This is a genomic window from Corynebacterium sp. HMSC08D02 (genome assembly GCF_001807505.1).
In the GTDB taxonomy this organism is placed as follows: Bacteria; Actinomycetota; Actinomycetes; order Mycobacteriales; family Mycobacteriaceae; genus Corynebacterium; species Corynebacterium pseudogenitalium.
In genome coordinates this window covers 1-16233 of record NZ_KV789237.1, presented here as the reverse complement: position 1 = coordinate 16233, position 16233 = coordinate 1, and the positions used below count along the sequence as shown (strand labels likewise).

Genomic DNA, 16233 nt, shown 5'->3' with positions numbered 1-16233 from the left:
GGGGGGGGGGATTGGCTCTGTCATGGTCACCATCGGAGCAAGGAAAGGGGACCGGATCGAGCTCAACGCGAAAAGCACGGCGGGAGAAACTGGCACCATCGAGGTCTACCCAATGCCGACCCAGTAGCTGCCAAGGTGGTGGCATAGATGACGGCACCAATGGAAATGGACTGGATGCGGTCGCTGGTGCTGAAGCCCGTATCGTCGGCGAACAGCGTAAAGGCCGAGATAGTGGCCGGGCGTGGGCCGAAAGACACCAGCGATACATTTTGGCTCCCCGCCGGTGTGCATCAGCTGATCATCGATTTCGACGAGGACAGGTGGATGTCGCTTTATCACAAAAGTCGCAGGCTGTTTGGCATGGACGGGCCGCACAATGGGCGAATGGTGCGTGTGGTGATGGACGAACCCGGCCAAATCGTGATGTACGTGTCCACGGCAACCCCGGATACGCCGCCGCTTGTGGGCGTGACGATTTTCCAAGTCCCCGCTTAGCCACCGCAGTAGCGGGGGGGGGGACGTTAAATGACGACTTCAATCGATTTCAACGTCCGGTCCGTGGTGCTCAAACCGACATCGTCAGATACGGGTGTGCGAGCCGAGATTGTCGCGGGCAAGGGGCCAAAGGACAATCCGACGGAGATTTGGTTGCCCGCTGGTGTGCACCAAATTGTGATCGACTTCGACGAAAATCGCTGGTTCTCAATCTACGAAAACAGTGTCAGACACTTCGGAGAGTGGGGGCCACACAAAAACCGGATGGTGCGAGTGGTCCTCGACAAGCCGAAGTATCTGAGGGTATTTACCTCGACAGAGAACCCGGCAGAGCCCGTGCTTGTAGGACTGACAATTTTCCAGCTACCCGCCGAGTAGCGCTCGTGGGGGTGGCAGCGTAATGACCGGCCCAACCCTCGATTTCGGCTACTATTCGGTCCAATTCACAGCCGACGGCACGACCAATCAGTGGGCGATGATTGCTCCGGACCAGCGCAATGGATCCAACGATAGGCACCTACTCAAACCAGGCTCCTACCTGGTCCAGCTCGTGTGTGACGGACCTTTTGGGGCCTATATCCGGTGGCGACCCGACGGCGAAACAGCCCAGGAAATCTGCAAACTCGAGATAGACGCCGGAAAACCACAGCGCTCCTCGGTACTCGTCCCCATCATCGCCACGACCGCCGCGGATATTGCAGTGCGCTGCTGGGGAGGCGATGGAACACCCCGGCGGGCTGCTGTCCGCCTATTCACCGACCCAATATTTACCCCATAGCCCCCGCGCTACAACTGCGCAGGGGCATCAACCAACGAAAGGACAACCAATTGTGGTAACGCTAGAAGAAGCCCAAGCAGTCGTGCAGGAAATCCCATTCGAGGACCTGGCAAAGCTGCGCACGTGGATCACGATTACCGAAATGCCCCGCAGAGAAACACAGGTGAAAGTCGAGCAGGCCCAAGCCGAGCTGATCACTGAGCTGCAGGAGTCTGGCCTGATTGAGAAACCAGCAGCGGTCACAGTGGAGGAGGCCATCGCGCACCCTGACAAGGTGCCAGCCTGGGAGAACCCCTTGGGTGACCGCTCGAAGTCGTACCTGCAGGGCCACGTCATCACCCACCTCGACCGCTTCTACGAGTCGAGATTCTTAGGACTCAACAGCCTCGAGCCAGGCACACACGGCGTGGACGAGGGAATCTGGCGCGACATCACTGACGTGGTGACCCCGAAGAGCGCGCCGGACGAGAACACTGCGGGTGCTGTCATCCCATTCGCGCCTGGCCTGCCGGTCCAGGAGGGCGACATCGTAGAGGATGAGGGGCGCCAGTATCGGGTGCTCTCGAGCCACACCACGTCAGCAGACTGGCCCCCAAACGAATCGGCAGCCCTATTCCAGCCCCTACCGTAGGGGCATTTTTTATACCCAAAACCAGAAAGGAGGAGGCCATGACCACAATGCCAGTGCAAAAAGTCTTCTACGTCACAAGCCCAATAGGCGCACGGTGGGGAACAACCCACTGGGGCACGGACTTCGGTCGCGACGGCGGCTCGGGCGGCTACCCCATCTACGCAGTCAAAGACGGCACCGTCGTCCAGTCCGGGCCCGCAAGCGGCTTCGGGCAATGGATCAGACTCGACCACCCCGCCAGCGTCGGCGGCGGCGAATCCGTCTACGGCCACATCATCCCAGAGGTCACCACCGGAGAGCGTGTCAGAGAGGGACAGCGCATCGGACGCATCAATCCCAACTCGGCAACCAATGGAGGTGTGCCACCACATCTCCACTTCGAGTACTACCGCTACTCCTGGGTGCCAGCCGCCCGCCGCATCCTCGGCGAGACGATCCTCGACCCCGAAGCAGTCCTACGTGGAGCCACCTGGCCAGGAGACCACCCAACCCCGGAGACGACCACCATCTTCGGCATCGACGTCTCCGAACATCAAGACGGCATGAGTCTCAAGCTCGCCAAGAGCCAAGGCATCGAGTTCGCAATCCTGCGCCTCTGCGACGGCACCTACCGCGACAAAACCTTTCGCTCCCACCTTGACGACGCAGAGCGCGCCGGGCTGCTTGTCAGCACGTACTGGTATCTGCGTGCACCGTCGGAGGGCACCTCCATCGCGCAGCAGGTTGATGTGATCGACCAACAGATGGGCGGGCGTCGTGACCTGTCAGTGTGGATTGATGTCGAATCAGTCGATGGTGCTCGAAAGCTGCTCAGTGGTGCGGACGTGTGGGAGGCCAAGCGAGAGCTTGAATCGCGCGGCTACACCGTCGCCGGAATCTACTCCGGCGCGTGGTACTGGGAACACATGCCTGGCGGAGAACCGTCAATGGACGGGCTCGGTGCGCTGTGGGTCTCGCATTACGGCAAGCGCAACGCGTACGGCCCGTACCGCGACATCTACGCGGCAGAAGGCGCAGCCACTCACCCGGGGTGGGGCTATCCGCTCGGCGACAAGAAGCCTGACATCTTGCAGTACGGCTCAAACGGCGCTGTCGCGGGCCGCTATGTCGACGTGAATGCGTTTCAGGGCACTCGCGAGGAGCTTGTAGCAATTTTCAATGGGAAAGCAATAAGAAAGGATCCGTTTATGGCACTGACAGACGAGCAGCAGCATGAGCTGCTGGAAAAGACACGACAGATTCACCATGAGCTGACACACAAGTTTCAGTCCCGCTACGTCGGCACTGATGGTAAGCAGTCAGCGTTTCGCGACACGCTGATCGGCTACGTGCTCGAGATTGATCGCAAGCTTGAGGACGTGCACGCGAACATGCTGACGACGATGTGGCGCAAGCTCAAGACGTTGGGAGGCAACAATGAATAAGCGCCTCGCACCGAAGCCACGCGCTGTGATTGGAACACCGTGGTTTGTCAGGCTTTCTGTCTATGTCGTTGTCGCGGTGGTGGGGCTGGTGCTGACTGTGCTTGGCTTTGCTACTCCGTCCGATGTGGATTCGTGGCTTGGGCAAGTGGGCTCGCTGGCTGCACTTGTTGGCGGGCTGCTGGCTGCTGCGAATACGGGCCGTGAGTCTGATGAAAAGCCGGTAGGCGTGGAGGTGCCGGTCGCGCTGCGCCTGGATGCAGAAACGGACTCGGCGTTTACTGCGTATCCGAATGAGGTGGGCCATGCCCATTGATAAGTTGCCGTTGAAGTGTCGGCCTGCAGCCTACAAGCTGCGGGCTTTTTTGATGACTGACGCTACCGCGCTGCTTATCCTTGGGCTGTGTTTTCTAGCTCGTGGCGCGGGCTGGCTGATCAGACGGGGCCCGGCGGGTCCACATCCTTTGACGCTCATTGGGCTTCCGGTTACCGCGTGGATTGCGGTAGCGGTCGTGCTCGGCGTTGCTTGCCTGGTGGTTGCTGTGTGGCATCAGAGCACAGCCGGGGTCGTGACGCTGGCATTGTCGGTGGCGTTGATCAGTTTGTGGGGCATGGCGTTTCTTCCTGATTCGCTCGCAACGTTTTTAGAGCGCGGCAGTGTGTATCTTGCGCTGGCCGTGATGACGATGTGGGCCGTGTGGAGGGGAAAGCGCGGTGAAATCACTCTCGATATTCGAGCAGACCCGAAGGGGGCGACAGCATGGAACAGTTCTGGGAAAGCTTAGCCCTCGTCCTCGCGGCAGTGATCCCGGCTTATCTTGGCTTTTTGACGGCGCGTGAGAAGCCGAAAGCAGATGTGCGAGCTAAGGACACGGTGGATACAGCGCAGCGGCAAATGCAGGACCTACTCAAGACACTGTTGGACCGTGTGGCGAAGCTCGAGGAAGCGCAGGAAGCGCTGGAAGTGAAGTACAACTTTTCGCTTGCTGCTCTGCGACAGGTGCGTCAGCGCTATCCAGCGTTGCGGATCGATGTGCATGAGTCCGTCGAGGCCGACCTGTAGCCCGTCGAGAGCGTCAGAATCCTGTGATAGACCTTAAAGCCCCGCTGGGTGCGCTGAATGTTGCGTGCCCAGCGGGGCTTTTTGCGTTGTGAGAGTGCCGGGGAAATCCCGGGAAAATCCCGGTTTAGCCCCCGGACACCATGTTTTGGGCGCATACCGCGCATAGGGTGCACGGTCATTACCTGCATAAACGGTAACATGCAGGTAGGCAAACCCTCTCAAAAATTAGCAGTCAAAGTACAGCTCAAACTCCAGCGGCGTCGGGCGCAGGCGCGCCGGGGTGATCTCACTGTCGTACTTCAGCTTCACGTACGTGTCGATGAGGTCTTCGGTGAAGACGTCGCCTTCGGTGAGGAATTCGTAGTCGTCTTGCAGGGCCTGCAGCGATGCCTCGAGTGAGGTCGGCGCCTGCGGGATGTCCTTGGCTTCCTCCGGCGGCAGCTCGTAGAGGTCCTTGTCCACCGGAGCGTGTGGCTCGATGCGATTCTTCACACCGTCGAGGCCTGCCATCATCATGGCAGCGAAGCCGAGGTACGGGTTGCCTGATGGGTCCGGTGCGCGGAACTCGATGCGCTTCGCCTTCGGGTTGGTGCCGGTGATCGGGATGCGGATCGCGGCGGAGCGGTTGCGCTGGGAGTACACCAGGTTGATTGGGGCCTCGAAGCCGGGGACGAGGCGGTGGTAGGAGTTCAGCGTCGGGTTGGTAAACGCAAGGACAGCGCCGGCGTGTTCGAGGATGCCGCCGATGTACCAGCGGGCGATGTCGGAGAGCCCGCCGTAGCCGTTCTCGTCGTAGAACAGTGGCTTGCCGTCCTTCCAGAGGGACTGGTGGGCGTGCATTCCGGAACCGTTGTCACCGGCCAGGGGCTTCGGCATAAAGGTGGCCGTCTTGCCGTACTGGGTGGCGGTGTTCTTGATGATGTACTTGAAGTCCTGGAGGTCGTCGGCTGCGTGCAGGAGGGTGTTGAAGCGGTAGTTGATCTCCTGCTGGCCGCCGTTGCCTACCTCGCGGTGGAAGCGTTCGATTTCGAAGCCGGATTCGCGCAGGTTCTTGACCATGGCGTCGCGTACGTCGACGGTCTTGTCGTGTGGTGGGACGGGGAAGTAGCCGCCCTTGACGCGGTTGTGGTAGCCAAGGTTCGGGCCGCCGACTGCGTCGGTTTCCTTGCCGCGGTTCCACCAGCCTTCTTCGGCGTCGATCTCGTAGAACGCGCGGTGGCCTTCGACCTCGTATCGGATGGAGTCGAAGAGGTAGAACTCGGCCTCGGCGCCAAAGCTACAGGTATCGGCGATGCCGGTGGAAGCCAGGTACTGCTCCGCCTTGCGCGCAACGTTGCGCGGGTCGCGGGAGAACGCTTCGAGGGTGAATGGGTCGTTGACGAAGAACTTCACGTTCAGGGTCTTCGCTGCGCGGAACTGGTCCAGCTTCGCGGTGGCGAGATCCGGCATGAGCGTCATGTCGGACTCTTCGATGGTGGTAAAGCCACGAATCGATGAGCCGTCGAAGGCGAGGCCTTCTTCCATGACGGTTTCGTCAAACATGGAGGCAGGGATAGAGAAGTGGTGCTCGATGCCGGGGACGTCGGTAAACCGGACGTCGACAAACTCCACGTTCTCGTCCTGAATGAACTTCTTTACGTCTTCGATAGTTTCGAAAGACACGACCTTTTCTCCTTCGGACGGCGTTGGGAACTTCGCACAATTCTAGCGTGTAGCTCCCGCTCTGTAACAGCTTTTCGGGAAAAGAGGATAGGCTATGTCGCATGTCTGCACCCCAAGGAAAACGATGGCTCGACGGCCCGGAGCTTCCCGGCCAGTTCAAAGGCGATGATGCGATCCCTGACTACCCGGGGCAGTTCCTTGGGCTGCCGAAGGAGGGCGCGGGCGCGCAGGCGTCGGTGGCGCGACGCATGGGCGGCGTCGCGATCGACTGGGCAATTGCCTGGGCGGCTGCAGCGATCATTCACGCCAACACCACCGTTTTCGGTGGCACGTCGACGTTGACGTATCTGTTGTGGATCGTGTTGGGCATCATTTGCGGTTGGCTATTTGCACGCACGCCGGGCATGGCGATCCTCGGGATGGGGGTGGCCCGCGTCGACGCGGAAGAGCCCGTCGGGCTGTGGCGCGCGGCAGTGCGCACGCTGCTCACTGCGTTCATTCTGCCCGCAGCGCTTGTCGACGCCGACGGCCGCGGCATGCACGATCGTGCCACGAACACGACCGTGATCCGCAGCTAAGGCTCGTCCAGCGGGCGGAATTCCACGGTGCGCTGGAACGCCCAGTTCTTGTCAGTGAGCAGACGGGCCACCGTCAGGCCTCCAGAGAGGAACAACACCGTGAGCACGACGGCGGTAGTCGAGTCGATTGCCGCGGAGATATTGCCGTTCGTGATCTGGTGCAGCGCCGCGTAAATGGTGGGACCGGGGATCATGACCACGGCTGCGGGGATGGTCACCGTGGTGCGCGGCACCCTGAAATGCTGGCCCAGCCAGGAACCAAGAATGCCGATCACGAGGGTGCCTAACAGGCAGGCCAGGAAGTATTCCACGTGGGCGTCGACAAGCATGAGGCGCAACACATTGGCGACGGTGCCGAGCGTGGCTGCCAAAAGTGTCATCCTGCGTGAGGCATTAAACAAAATGGCGAACCCACCCACGGAGACGAAGCTGGCGAGCGCCGCAGCCCCGTAAAACGCAGGATCCGGGGTTGCGCTGACCGTACTGGGGGCGGGCGCATCGGTGACCATCGCGATGACCGCGACCGTCAGCATCATGGTGATGACCACTTCGAGTGCGAAGAAGAGCCTCGGCAGCCCCGAGGTGAAGTCGAAGCGGGAGAGATCCATCAAAGAAACGAACAGGGGAAAGCCCGGCACAAGGTACAAAATCGCGGGGACGAAGCCCGCGGAGAGCTCAAAGTCGGAGTGGGGAAGCGCCCACGCGAGCGCCAGGAACAGCAGCGTTGACACCAGGGCCGCTGCCATCACGACGCCTAGCTGCAGGAGGTGTCGACGCCCCAATCGCAGACGGACGTACTGGCCCACACCAGCCGCAATAATCACCAGCAGCGCGGTGAAGAACGAGAAGTGGTTCAGTACAGCGAAGCCACCGCACGCAAGGCCAGCCGCGCAGCTGGAGGTCAGCGGACCCCAACGTGGAGTAGGGATCGCCTCAATCTCGTCGATGGCAGCGTTGATTTCTTCCGCGGTGGTGTAGCGGTGCATCTCGTGCTTGGTGAGGTTCTCGAGCGCCTCGATGCGCGACGCGTTCACCCCTGGCAGCGGGAGGTCCGCCACGAGTGTGCGGAAGTTGTCCCCGCGGTGCACGGTGCACGTAATCGTGTCGAAGCCGACGACCACGTCGGCGTCGTCGAAGTGCATCGCGCGGGCACAACGCTTCACGGCCCGTGTGACGCGGTAGCCGGGAGCACCCGCGGACAACAAAAGAGCGCCGAGGCGCAGCGCGGTGCTGGCCTCGACGCCCATGTCGAAGGAAGACATACTTACTTGCCTTGACGCTGCTGCATTCGGCGCATACGGCGGTTCATACCCGCCATGTTCTGGGCCTGCTTCGGCAGCGGGCCGCCAGGCAGACCAGGCATCTGGCCAGGTTGCGTGCGGGCGTCCATCGCCTCGAGCTTGGCGCTCATGGAGTAGACATCATCCTTGCGGTAGTGGCGTGGCAGCTTCATCAAGTGCTTCTGCAGGTCACGTACTGCAACCTGGCCTTCGCCTTCGCCCACGTACACCTCGTGGATTGGTACGCCTGCCAGCAGGCGGTCCACGCGGCGGGACTCTTTCTTCATCAGGGTGCGCAGGCGGTTCTCGTTGCCCTCACCGACCAGGATGACGCCTGGCAGGCCAATCACGCGGTGCACGGTATCCATATGGGTGTTGGCCTGCACGCCGGTCTTGGTGATCCACACCATGCCGACGGAGTTACGCAAGTTCTCCAGCGTCCAACCGGCAACGCCCGGGGTGTCACCGACCTCGTCGTACATCGAGCGCTCCAAGCGGCGGGTGAACATCCACATCGCCAGCACGGTACCGAACGCCAAGCCGAGCGCCAGCATGTACCACTGGCCGCCCCAAATGAGGCCGATCAAGAAGAAAAGCAGACCCATGCCAAGCAGGCAGGCCAGCATAATCGGGATGAGCTTCTTATCCCGCTTGCGCTGAATCTGAAACGCCTGCCAAATCTGGCTACGTGTCTGCTTTCCCTTTGCGCGCTTCGCGGCGCGCTCCTGCTTCTTCGCAGCCTTCAGGGCTGCCTTATCCTTCGACTGAGCCATGCCGTCAACTCTATGTCACGAACATGGCCGGACCAAAGTGGCCAAAGCGGGTTAGGAACGTGTTGCTACCGGGTGATCCTTCGAAGCACCGTACTTCTCCAGGAGCGTCGAGGCTTCCTGGGCAGTGTCGCCCTTCGAGGTTTCCGCCAGGTGGCGCAGGTTTTCCGGCAACTCCAGGCCGCGGTGCTCCATCGCCTCGACGTAGAGCTTGCCCGCGCGGTATGAGGAGCGCACCAGTGGACCCGACATGACGGCGCCGAAGCCCATCTCGTAGGCCGCGTCGCGGTACTCGATGAACTCTTCGGGCTTTACCCAACGGTCGATCGGGTGGTACATCGGGCCGGGGCGCAGGTACTGGGTGATCGTGATGATGTCGGTGCCGGCGTCAACAAGGTCTTGCAGCGCCTGCAAGACCTCTTCCTGGGTCTCACCCATGCCCAGGATCAGGTTGGACTTGGTGATCAAACCGAAGTCGCGCGCCTGGCGGATGACGTCCAGAGAGCGGTCGTAGCGGAACGCCGGGCGGATGCGCTTAAAGATGCGCGGGACCGTCTCCACGTTGTGCGCGAAGACCTCCGGACGAGCTTCAAAGACCTCCTGGAGCAGATCCGGCTTGCCGGAAAAGTCCGGGGTGAGATTTTCGACGCCAGTATGCGGGTTGAGCTCGTGAATCTTGCGCACAACCTCCGCATACAGCCACGCGCCCTCATCCTCGAGGTCGTCGCGGGTCACACCGGTGATGGTGGAGTAGTTCAGGTTCATCTCGCGAACTGACTCCGCCACACGCTGTGGCTCGTTGACGTCGAGCGGCTCGGGCTTCGCCGAGTTGATCTGGCAGAAGTCACAGCGACGAGAGCAGTTCGCGCCACCGATCAGGAATGTCGCCTCGCGCGACTCCCAGCACTCGTGAATGTTGGGGCAGCCGGCCTCCTGGCACACGGTGTGAAGGGACGCGCCCTTCACCTTCTTTTTCATGTCCTCGTACTCAGGGCCGGTCTTGACCGCGTTGCGGATCCAACGCGGTTTCGACTCGATAGGGGTCTGGGCGTTGCGTTTTTCTACGCGAAGTAGTTTGCGTCCTTCTGGTGCAATAGTCACGCCGTCCACCGTAACGGACAGCCCCTCCAAAGTCGAGGTTTAATGGGAGGCTCGCCTTACATCTCGACGTTTGAGCCCCTTCGTCGGATCCGGTGCCGAACCAAAGCTGTGGTCGGCCACCACGAGCTCGCCTGCAAGGGCGCGCTTGAGGGCGTCGAGCAGCGGAGCGGTCATCTCCTCAGGTGTGACGTCGCGGCCGAGCTCCAGGCTCATCGTGGTCACGTCGGCGTCGTCGATGCCGCACGCAACGATGTGGCCGTAGTGCTCCAAGGTGTTGTCGCAGTTCAGCGCGAGCCCATGCATGGTCACTCCGCGGGTGATGCGGATACCCAGCGCCGCGATCTTCCTATCGCGGTGCGACGCCGAGCTATCCGCCGCGTCGACGGTTTTTGGCACCCAGACGCCGGAGCGGCCGTCGATACGCCCGGCGGCATGTACCCCCGCCTTGCGCACCGTCTCGATGATCGCCTCCTCCAGGCGGCGCACGTAGTCCACGACGTCTACCGGTTGGGCAAGTTTGATGATGGGGTAGAGGACAAGCTGGCCCTCGCCGTGCCACGTGATGCGTCCTCCGCGATCAACGTCCACGACCGGGACCGGGTACGACGGATCCGGCAAGTCCTCCGGCTGGGTTCGCTTGCCCGCGGTAAACACCGAGGGGTGCTGCAGCACCAACACCGTGTCCGGGATCTCGTCCGACGCACGCTGCTTGGCCAGCTCAGCCTGGAGGTGCCAGGCTTCCTCATAATCAACGAGCCCCAGCTCGCGCACATCAATAGGCGCGGCTGAGGCCCGAATGGATTTGTCGGCAGGGAAGAACGGATCGCGTGGAGCTGTCATGCCTGCCAACGATAGTCGCTAGTTTTCGACACCGTTAGCGGCAGCGTACTCATCTGCCGTCATCAGTGGACCAACCTCCTCGACCTCAACCTCGAAGAGCCAGCCAGCACCGAACGGGTCCTCGTTGATGGCCTCGTAGGCGCCATCAATGTCCTCGTTGACCGCGGTCACCGTGCCAGTCACCGGGGCGTACAGGTCAGACACCGACTTCGTCGATTCCACCTCACCGCACGTCTCACCAGCCGTGACCTGGTCGCCGACCTGCGGCAGCTCAGCGAACACGACCTCGCCGAGGCGATCCGCCGCAACGTTCGTGATGCCTACGCGCACCTTGGTGCCAGCAGCGTCCTCAGGGCGAGCGTTGATCCACTCGTGGTCCTCCGAGTAGTAAAAATCAGGGTTCAAAGACATGATTACTTGTCCTTTCGGGAATAGAACGGTGTGTCCACAATAGTAAACGGATAGCGGCGGCCGCGGATATCAATCTCAACATCCGTGCCAACCTCGGCGTGCGCTGGGTCGATGTGCGCGAGCGCCACCGGACGCTGCAGCGTGGGCGAAGGCTGCCCGGAGGTGACGACGCCGATGCGCGTATCGCCCAGGTAGATCTCGGCACCCTCGCGAGCGGCGCGACGCTGCTCCGACGACAGGCCGGCAATAACCACCGAGGGCTCGCGGCTGACAAGCGCGTCCTTGCCCACGAAGTCCGCCTCTTTCTTCGCAAACGCGCGGCCCATCCCGGCCTCGACCGGGGTGATCTCGCGGGAAAGCTCGTGGCCGTACAGCGGCATCGACGCCTCGAGCCGCAGGGAGTCGCGCGCAGCCAGGCCACACGGCGTCGCGTTCGGTGCGAGAGCGTCCCAGATCGCGCGGGCGTCTTCGCGGTCGCAGTAGATCTCGAAGCCGTCCTCGCCGGTGTAACCGGTTCGGGCGACCAAGACGTCGCAGTCACCGAAGCGCATCGGTGCCGCCGAGTAGTACGCCAAGGCACCGGCGTCGCCGTCGAGGTGCGAAGCGATCGTCGATAAGGAATCAGGGCCCTGCACCGCAACAAGCGCGACGTCCGCGCTACGGTTCGTCAGCTCTACATCGAAGTTTGCCGCGCGCTTTTGGAATGCCTCCCACACCGCGGGCGTGTTGCCAGCGTTCGGCACGACCAGGAAGTGATCGTCTGCGAGGCGGTAGGAGATCAAATCGTCGATGATGCCGCCATCTTCGGCCACGATCATCGAGTACTTCGCCTTGCCAACACGCAACGTAGACAGCATGGAAATCAACGTGTAGTCCAAAAACTCCGCAGTCTGGGGGCCGCGTACATCAATCTCGCCCATGTGGGAGAGATCAAAGATGCCGACGCGCTCGCGCACCGCACGGTGCTCCGCAAGCTCGTTGTCGTACTTCAGTGGCATGTTCCAGCCACCGAAGTCCGTAAAGGAAGCACCAAGCTCCTCATGCGCTGCAAACAAAGGGGTCTCAGCCATCACAATCACTCCTTACTTTTCCGCTCTCGCTGAACTTTCAGAAATATCAAACGCCTCCGGCGGCGGGCAGGAGCACACCAGGTTGCGGTCGCCGTACGCCTCATCAATGCGGCGCACAGGCGGGAAGTACTTCTCGCGCACCAAGCGCTCTACCGGGTAGGCGGCCTGCTCGCGGGAGAACTCGTAGTCCCACGCGGTGCTAGCGACGCTGTGCGCGGTAAACGGCGCATGGTGCAGGACGGAGGCCTCGTAGGATACCTTGCCGTCGATGATCTCTTGGATCTCCGTGCGGATGGAACGCATCGCCTCGATGAAGCGATCCAGCTCGTCCAGATCCTCGGACTCGGTCGGCTCCACCATCAGTGTGCCCGCCACCGGGAACGCCAGGGTAGGGGCGTGGAAGCCGTAGTCCACCAGGCGCTTCGCCACATCCGCCGCGGTCACGCCCGAGCGGTCCGTCAGCTCGCGTAGGTCAAGGATGCACTCGTGGCCCACCAGCCCATGCTCGCCGGTGTAGAGCACCGGGAAGGAATCGTGCAGCTCGTGAGCCACGTAGTTCGCCGCCAGCACCGCATGCGCAGTTGCGGACGCCAACCCCTCCGCACCGCTCATCGCGATGTAGGACCACGCGATCTGCAGCACGCCCGCCGAGCCGAACTTCGCCGCGGCAACCGGCACGCCCTCGCCAACTGGGGCAGGGTCGGCCGCATGCGTTGGGTCGACGTTCGGGTCCGTCGGCAGGAACGGAATCAGGTGCTCCGCCACACCAATCGGGCCAACGCCCGGGCCGCCACCGCCGTGCGGAATCGTAAACGTCTTATGCAGGTTCAGGTGCGACACGTCGCCACCGAAGTCGCCCGGCCGCGCAAGCCCAGTCAACGCGTTCATGTTCGCGCCATCGATGTAGACCTGGCCGCCCACCGCGTGGACCTTCTCTGCGACCGCCTGCACCGTGTCCTCGTACACACCGTGTGTAGACGGGTAGGTGACCATAATCGCCGCGACGTGCTCGCCGTGCTGCTCCAGCTTCGCATCCAAGTCAGCCAGGTCGATCGAGCCATCCTCAGCAGTCTTGACGACGACCACCCGAAGGTTCGCAAGCGTCGCCGACGCAGCGTTCGTACCGTGCGCCGACGCCGGGATCAAGCAGATGTCACGGCTATGGTCACCACGGGAAACATGGTAGCGGCGAATCGCCAACAGGCCAGCCAGCTCACCCGTCGCACCAGAGTTTGGTTGCATAGATACCTCTGCGTACCCGGTGATTTCGACCAGCCAAGCGCGGAGCTCGTCGATAAGCTCCCTCCAGCCGGCAGTGAATCGATCCGGTGTGTACGGGTGCACGTTCGCGAATGCTGGCCACGTGATGGTCTCTAGGCCCGCGGTCGGGTTCAGCTTCATCGTGCAGGAACCCAGCGGGATCATCGTGCGATCCAGCGCGAGGTCCTTGTCGCCGAGCTTGCGGATGTAGCGCATCATCTGCGTCTCAGAATGCACCGAGTTGAAGTTGGGGTGCGTCATGAACTCCGTTGTGCGGCGCAGCGCCTCGGGCAGCGCGGACGGCGCCTCGTGAGCAACCGTGTCGACACCGAAGCCAGCGAGCAGCGCCGCGAGGTCGTCCTCCGACGTGTCCTCACCGAAGGAGACACCCACCGTGGTCGCGTCAATCGGGCGCACCAGGTAACCGGCATCCGCCAAGCGCTCGCACACTGCCTCGGAGCTGTCCACGACGACGGCCACCGTGTCGAAGAACGCGTCGTGCTTGACCTCGATACCCGCGTCACGCAGTGACTTCGCGAAGCGCGCCGCCCAGTCATGCACCTGAGCAGCGATAGCCTCAAGACCGCGTGGGCCGTGGTACACGGCGTACATCGACGCTGTCACCGCGAGCAACGCCTGCGCGGTACAGATGTTGGAGGTCGCGCGCTCGCGACGAATATGCTGCTCACGGGTCTGTAGTGCCAGGCGGTAGGCAGGAGTGCCCTCCGCGTCCTTCGACACACCCACCAGGCGGCCCGGCAGCTGGCGCTTCATCTTCTCCTTGACCGCCATGTACGCGGCGTGCGGGCCACCGTAGAACAGCGGAACGCCGAAGCGCTGCGTGGAACCAATCGCGATATCCGCGCCAAGCTCACCAGGGGACTCCAGCAGCGTCAGCGCAAGAATATCCGCATCCACCGCGACCAAGCCGCCGCGCTCGTGCACCGCCTCGACCACCACGCGAGGATCAACCACGTCGCCCTCGGTGCCGGGGTAGGCCACGATGGCACCCACGAGGCCCTCTCCCACGACCCCCTCACGCAGGTCAACGACCTCCACCTCGAGGTCAAGCGTGCGAGCACGCTCCGATGCGACCCGCAAGACCTGCGGGTGCAGGCGCGCATCCAGCAGCACCGTCCGACCCTTGCGCACTGCGCGAGCCATCAAGCCGACAGCCTCCGCAGCCGCCGAAGCCTCATCCAGCAGGGAAGCGTTCGCAATGTCCAGGCCGGTCAGGTCCTGCACCATAGTTTGGAAGTTCAGCAGTGCCTCAAGACGACCCTGCGAAATCTCAGGCTGATACGGCGTATACGCCGTGTACCACCCAGCATCCTCGACCACACCGCGCCGAATTACCGGCGGCGTCAACGTCGACGAGTACCCCTGGCCGTAGAACGCCTTGAGTACCTCATTTTTCGACGCCAGCTCCCGCAACCGATCCTGCGCTTGGTATTCCGTGAGCGGGGCAGGAAGGTCGAGCGGCCGTTGAAGTAGCAGATCGGCGGGGATTGCGGCGGCGGTCAGCGCCTCGAGTGAGTCGTAGCCGACTTTCGCGAGCATCGCCTCCGTTTCCTGTGTGTCCGGACCGATATGGCGGGTGATGTAATCCAAGATCTACTCCTTTGGTAGTTCTGAACCTGATGTCGTGAATAGTCTACGGGGCAAAACTGGCCTGGGTCGGCCAGTCAGCTGAAAATATGCAGAGGTGAAAACAGCGGTGGCCCCAACACCGTATTGGCATTGGGGCCACCGCTAAGATTCCTCATCTTGACCTGTTTTAGAGGTCCAGGTCGTCTTCAAAGTCGCCGGTTTCGATGCGGTCCTTGATCGTGGTGACGAAGCGGCCTGCATCTGCACCGTCGATCAGCTGGTGATCGTAGGTGAATGGCAGGTAGCACATCTGGCGGATCGCGATGGAGTCGCTACCTTCCTCCGTGACGATGACCGGGCGCTTCTCAATCGCCGCGGTACCCAGGATGCCTGCCTGCGGCGGGGTGAGCACCGGCGTATCCAGCAGTGCACCTTCGGAACCGATGTTGGTCACCGTGAACGTTGCACCAGACAGGTCGTCCGGGCGCAGCTTCTTGTTGCGTGCGCGGGTCGCCAGGTCGTTGATAGCTTGCGCGATCTGCGCCAGGTTCAGGTCCTGTGCACGCTTGATCACCGGCACGAGCAGGCCCTGTGGCGTATCCACTGCGACACCAATATTGACGTCCTCGTGGTAGGTGATCTCCTTCTTCTCCGCATCATAGGACGCGTTGACGTTCGGGTGGGAGACCAGGGCCTCGGCCGTCGCCTTGATGAAGAACGCGAGGTAGGTGATGTTGGCGTCGTGCTTCTTGATGAACTCCGGCTTCACGCGCTTGCGCAGCTCTGCGATGCGGGTGACGTCGACTTCCTGAACGTGCGTCAGCTGAGCTGTGGTCTGCAGCGACTCGACCATCTTCGCAGCGGTGATCTCGCGGATGCGGTTGACCTTCTGGGTGGTGCCGATCAGTGACTGCTTCTCCGGATCCACGGACTTGGTGGACCAGTTGGAGCGTGCGCCCTTCTTTTCCTCGGACTTCGGAGCCGATGCCTCGGCCTTGTCGTCGGATCCACCCTTCGCTGCAGCGATCACGTCCTGCTTGCGGATTCGGCCACCAACGCCGGTGCCCTCAACTGTGGACAGGTCAACGCCGTGCTTTTCTGCCAGCTTGCGCACGAGCGGGGTGACGTACGGGAGGGAACCGTCGGACTTGTTCACCTTGGTCGAAGCCTGCTGTGCTGGCTTGTCTTCCTTCGGCTTCTCCTCCTTTGGCTCTTCAGCCTTCGGGGCTTCCTTCTTTTCTTCCTTGGGTTCTTCCTTTGGCTCTTCGGCCTTTGGAGCTTCC

Annotated in this window: 18 protein-coding genes; 9 read left to right on the top strand and 9 right to left on the bottom strand. The window is 62.0% G+C overall.

Annotated features, from left to right (window positions below; genetic code table 11):
* The first annotated feature begins 147 nt into the window (after positions 1-147).
* The 8 genes from HMPREF3170_RS03525 to HMPREF3170_RS03490 are packed head-to-tail and all read left to right on the top strand — an operon-like array spanning position 148 to position 4388.
* The gene (locus HMPREF3170_RS03525) at positions 148-495 is read left to right on the top strand and encodes a hypothetical protein (protein WP_070477842.1); all 348 of its coding nucleotides are present in this window, start codon (positions 148-150) and stop codon (positions 493-495) included.
* Between the two features lie 30 nt (positions 496-525).
* Positions 526-873, top strand: coding sequence for a hypothetical protein (locus tag HMPREF3170_RS03520; protein ID WP_141742180.1), 348 nt, complete (start codon positions 526-528; stop codon positions 871-873).
* A 22-nt stretch (positions 874-895) separates the two neighbouring features.
* Entirely contained in the window at positions 896-1273 is a 378-nt protein-coding gene (locus HMPREF3170_RS03515; protein WP_070477838.1) for a hypothetical protein, read from the top strand.
* Between the two features lie 52 nt (positions 1274-1325).
* Entirely contained in the window at positions 1326-1904 is a 579-nt protein-coding gene (locus tag HMPREF3170_RS03510) for a hypothetical protein (protein WP_070477836.1), read from the top strand.
* Between the two features lie 38 nt (positions 1905-1942).
* Positions 1943-3328 carry a GH25 family lysozyme gene (locus tag HMPREF3170_RS11240; RefSeq protein ID WP_083290839.1) on the top strand — a complete coding sequence of 462 codons (1386 nt, stop codon included), beginning with the start codon at positions 1943-1945 and terminating at the stop codon, positions 3326-3328.
* Complete coding sequence (locus HMPREF3170_RS03500) at positions 3321-3641, top strand: hypothetical protein (protein ID WP_070477834.1); 321 nt, start codon at positions 3321-3323, stop codon at positions 3639-3641. The genes HMPREF3170_RS11240 and HMPREF3170_RS03500 overlap by 8 nt, the downstream gene beginning before the upstream one ends.
* Positions 3631-4110 carry a hypothetical protein gene (locus HMPREF3170_RS03495; protein ID WP_070477832.1) on the top strand — a complete coding sequence of 160 codons (480 nt, stop codon included), beginning with the start codon at positions 3631-3633 and terminating at the stop codon, positions 4108-4110. The genes HMPREF3170_RS03500 and HMPREF3170_RS03495 overlap by 11 nt, the downstream gene beginning before the upstream one ends.
* Positions 4086-4388, top strand: a complete 303-nt coding sequence (locus HMPREF3170_RS03490) for a hypothetical protein (protein WP_070477830.1) — start codon at positions 4086-4088, stop codon at positions 4386-4388. The genes HMPREF3170_RS03495 and HMPREF3170_RS03490 overlap by 25 nt, the downstream gene beginning before the upstream one ends.
* A 225-nt stretch (positions 4389-4613) precedes the next feature.
* Here HMPREF3170_RS03490 and glnA read toward each other — a convergent pair whose 3' ends face one another.
* Entirely contained in the window at positions 4614-6050 is a 1437-nt protein-coding gene (glnA, locus tag HMPREF3170_RS03485) for a type I glutamate--ammonia ligase (RefSeq protein WP_070477828.1), read from the bottom strand.
* 101 nt (positions 6051-6151) lie between these two features.
* Here glnA and HMPREF3170_RS03480 point away from each other — a divergent pair, with 101 nt between their 5' ends.
* The gene (locus HMPREF3170_RS03480; protein ID WP_070362177.1) at positions 6152-6628 is read left to right on the top strand and encodes an RDD family protein; all 477 of its coding nucleotides are present in this window, start codon (positions 6152-6154) and stop codon (positions 6626-6628) included.
* Here HMPREF3170_RS03480 and HMPREF3170_RS03475 read toward each other — a convergent pair.
* The 8 genes from HMPREF3170_RS03475 to sucB form a co-directional block, all read right to left on the bottom strand.
* The gene (locus HMPREF3170_RS03475; protein ID WP_083290838.1) at positions 6625-7890 is read right to left on the bottom strand and encodes a threonine/serine exporter family protein; all 1266 of its coding nucleotides are present in this window, start codon (positions 7888-7890) and stop codon (positions 6625-6627) included. The two genes, HMPREF3170_RS03480 and HMPREF3170_RS03475, sit on opposite strands and share 4 nt — an antisense overlap.
* Before the next feature lie 2 nt (positions 7891-7892).
* Positions 7893-8681 (bottom strand): DUF4191 domain-containing protein, encoded by a 789-nt coding sequence (locus HMPREF3170_RS03470; RefSeq protein ID WP_070477827.1) that lies wholly within the window; start codon positions 8679-8681, stop codon positions 7893-7895.
* A gap of 51 nt (positions 8682-8732) precedes the next feature.
* Positions 8733-9779: a lipoyl synthase gene (gene lipA / locus HMPREF3170_RS03465; RefSeq protein ID WP_070478033.1), complete on the bottom strand. Its 1047-nt coding sequence runs from the start codon at positions 9777-9779 to the stop codon at positions 8733-8735.
* 39 nt (positions 9780-9818) lie between these two features.
* Entirely contained in the window at positions 9819-10619 is an 801-nt protein-coding gene (gene lipB / locus HMPREF3170_RS03460) for a lipoyl(octanoyl) transferase LipB (RefSeq protein WP_070477825.1), read from the bottom strand.
* A gap of 18 nt (positions 10620-10637) precedes the next feature.
* Complete coding sequence (gene gcvH / locus HMPREF3170_RS03455) at positions 10638-11030, bottom strand: glycine cleavage system protein GcvH (RefSeq protein WP_083290837.1); 393 nt, start codon at positions 11028-11030, stop codon at positions 10638-10640.
* Between the two features lie 2 nt (positions 11031-11032).
* Entirely contained in the window at positions 11033-12100 is a 1068-nt protein-coding gene (gene gcvT / locus HMPREF3170_RS03450) for a glycine cleavage system aminomethyltransferase GcvT (protein WP_070477821.1), read from the bottom strand.
* 12 nt (positions 12101-12112) lie between these two features.
* A complete protein-coding gene (gcvP, locus tag HMPREF3170_RS03445) occupies positions 12113-14971 on the bottom strand; it encodes an aminomethyl-transferring glycine dehydrogenase (protein ID WP_070477819.1) in 2859 nt (952 codons plus the stop codon).
* 166 nt (positions 14972-15137) lie between these two features.
* A partial coding sequence (sucB, locus tag HMPREF3170_RS03440; protein ID WP_070477817.1) for a 2-oxoglutarate dehydrogenase, E2 component, dihydrolipoamide succinyltransferase occupies positions 15138-16233 on the bottom strand: 1096 nt, incomplete at its 5' end.

Coding starts and splice junctions, on each gene's coding strand:
- HMPREF3170_RS03525 (WP_070477842.1), top strand. CDS start 148: ATGACGGCACCAATGGAAATGGACTGGATGCGGTCGCTGGTGCTGAAG.
- HMPREF3170_RS03520 (WP_141742180.1), top strand. CDS start 526: ATGACGACTTCAATCGATTTCAACGTCCGGTCCGTGGTGCTCAAACCG.
- HMPREF3170_RS03515 (WP_070477838.1), top strand. CDS start 896: ATGACCGGCCCAACCCTCGATTTCGGCTACTATTCGGTCCAATTCACA.
- HMPREF3170_RS11240 (WP_083290839.1), top strand. CDS start 1,943: ATGACCACAATGCCAGTGCAAAAAGTCTTCTACGTCACAAGCCCAATA.
- HMPREF3170_RS03500 (WP_070477834.1), top strand. CDS start 3,321: ATGAATAAGCGCCTCGCACCGAAGCCACGCGCTGTGATTGGAACACCG.
- HMPREF3170_RS03495 (WP_070477832.1), top strand. CDS start 3,631: ATGCCCATTGATAAGTTGCCGTTGAAGTGTCGGCCTGCAGCCTACAAG.
- HMPREF3170_RS03490 (WP_070477830.1), top strand. CDS start 4,086: ATGGAACAGTTCTGGGAAAGCTTAGCCCTCGTCCTCGCGGCAGTGATC.
- HMPREF3170_RS03480 (WP_070362177.1), top strand. CDS start 6,152: ATGTCTGCACCCCAAGGAAAACGATGGCTCGACGGCCCGGAGCTTCCC.
- HMPREF3170_RS03475 (WP_083290838.1), bottom strand. CDS start 7,890: ATGTCTTCCTTCGACATGGGCGTCGAGGCCAGCACCGCGCTGCGCCTC.
- HMPREF3170_RS03470 (WP_070477827.1), bottom strand. CDS start 8,681: ATGGCTCAGTCGAAGGATAAGGCAGCCCTGAAGGCTGCGAAGAAGCAG.
- lipB (WP_070477825.1), bottom strand. CDS start 10,619: ATGACAGCTCCACGCGATCCGTTCTTCCCTGCCGACAAATCCATTCGG.
- gcvH (WP_083290837.1), bottom strand. CDS start 11,030: ATGTCTTTGAACCCTGATTTTTACTACTCGGAGGACCACGAGTGGATC.
- gcvT (WP_070477821.1), bottom strand. CDS start 12,100: ATGGCTGAGACCCCTTTGTTTGCAGCGCATGAGGAGCTTGGTGCTTCC.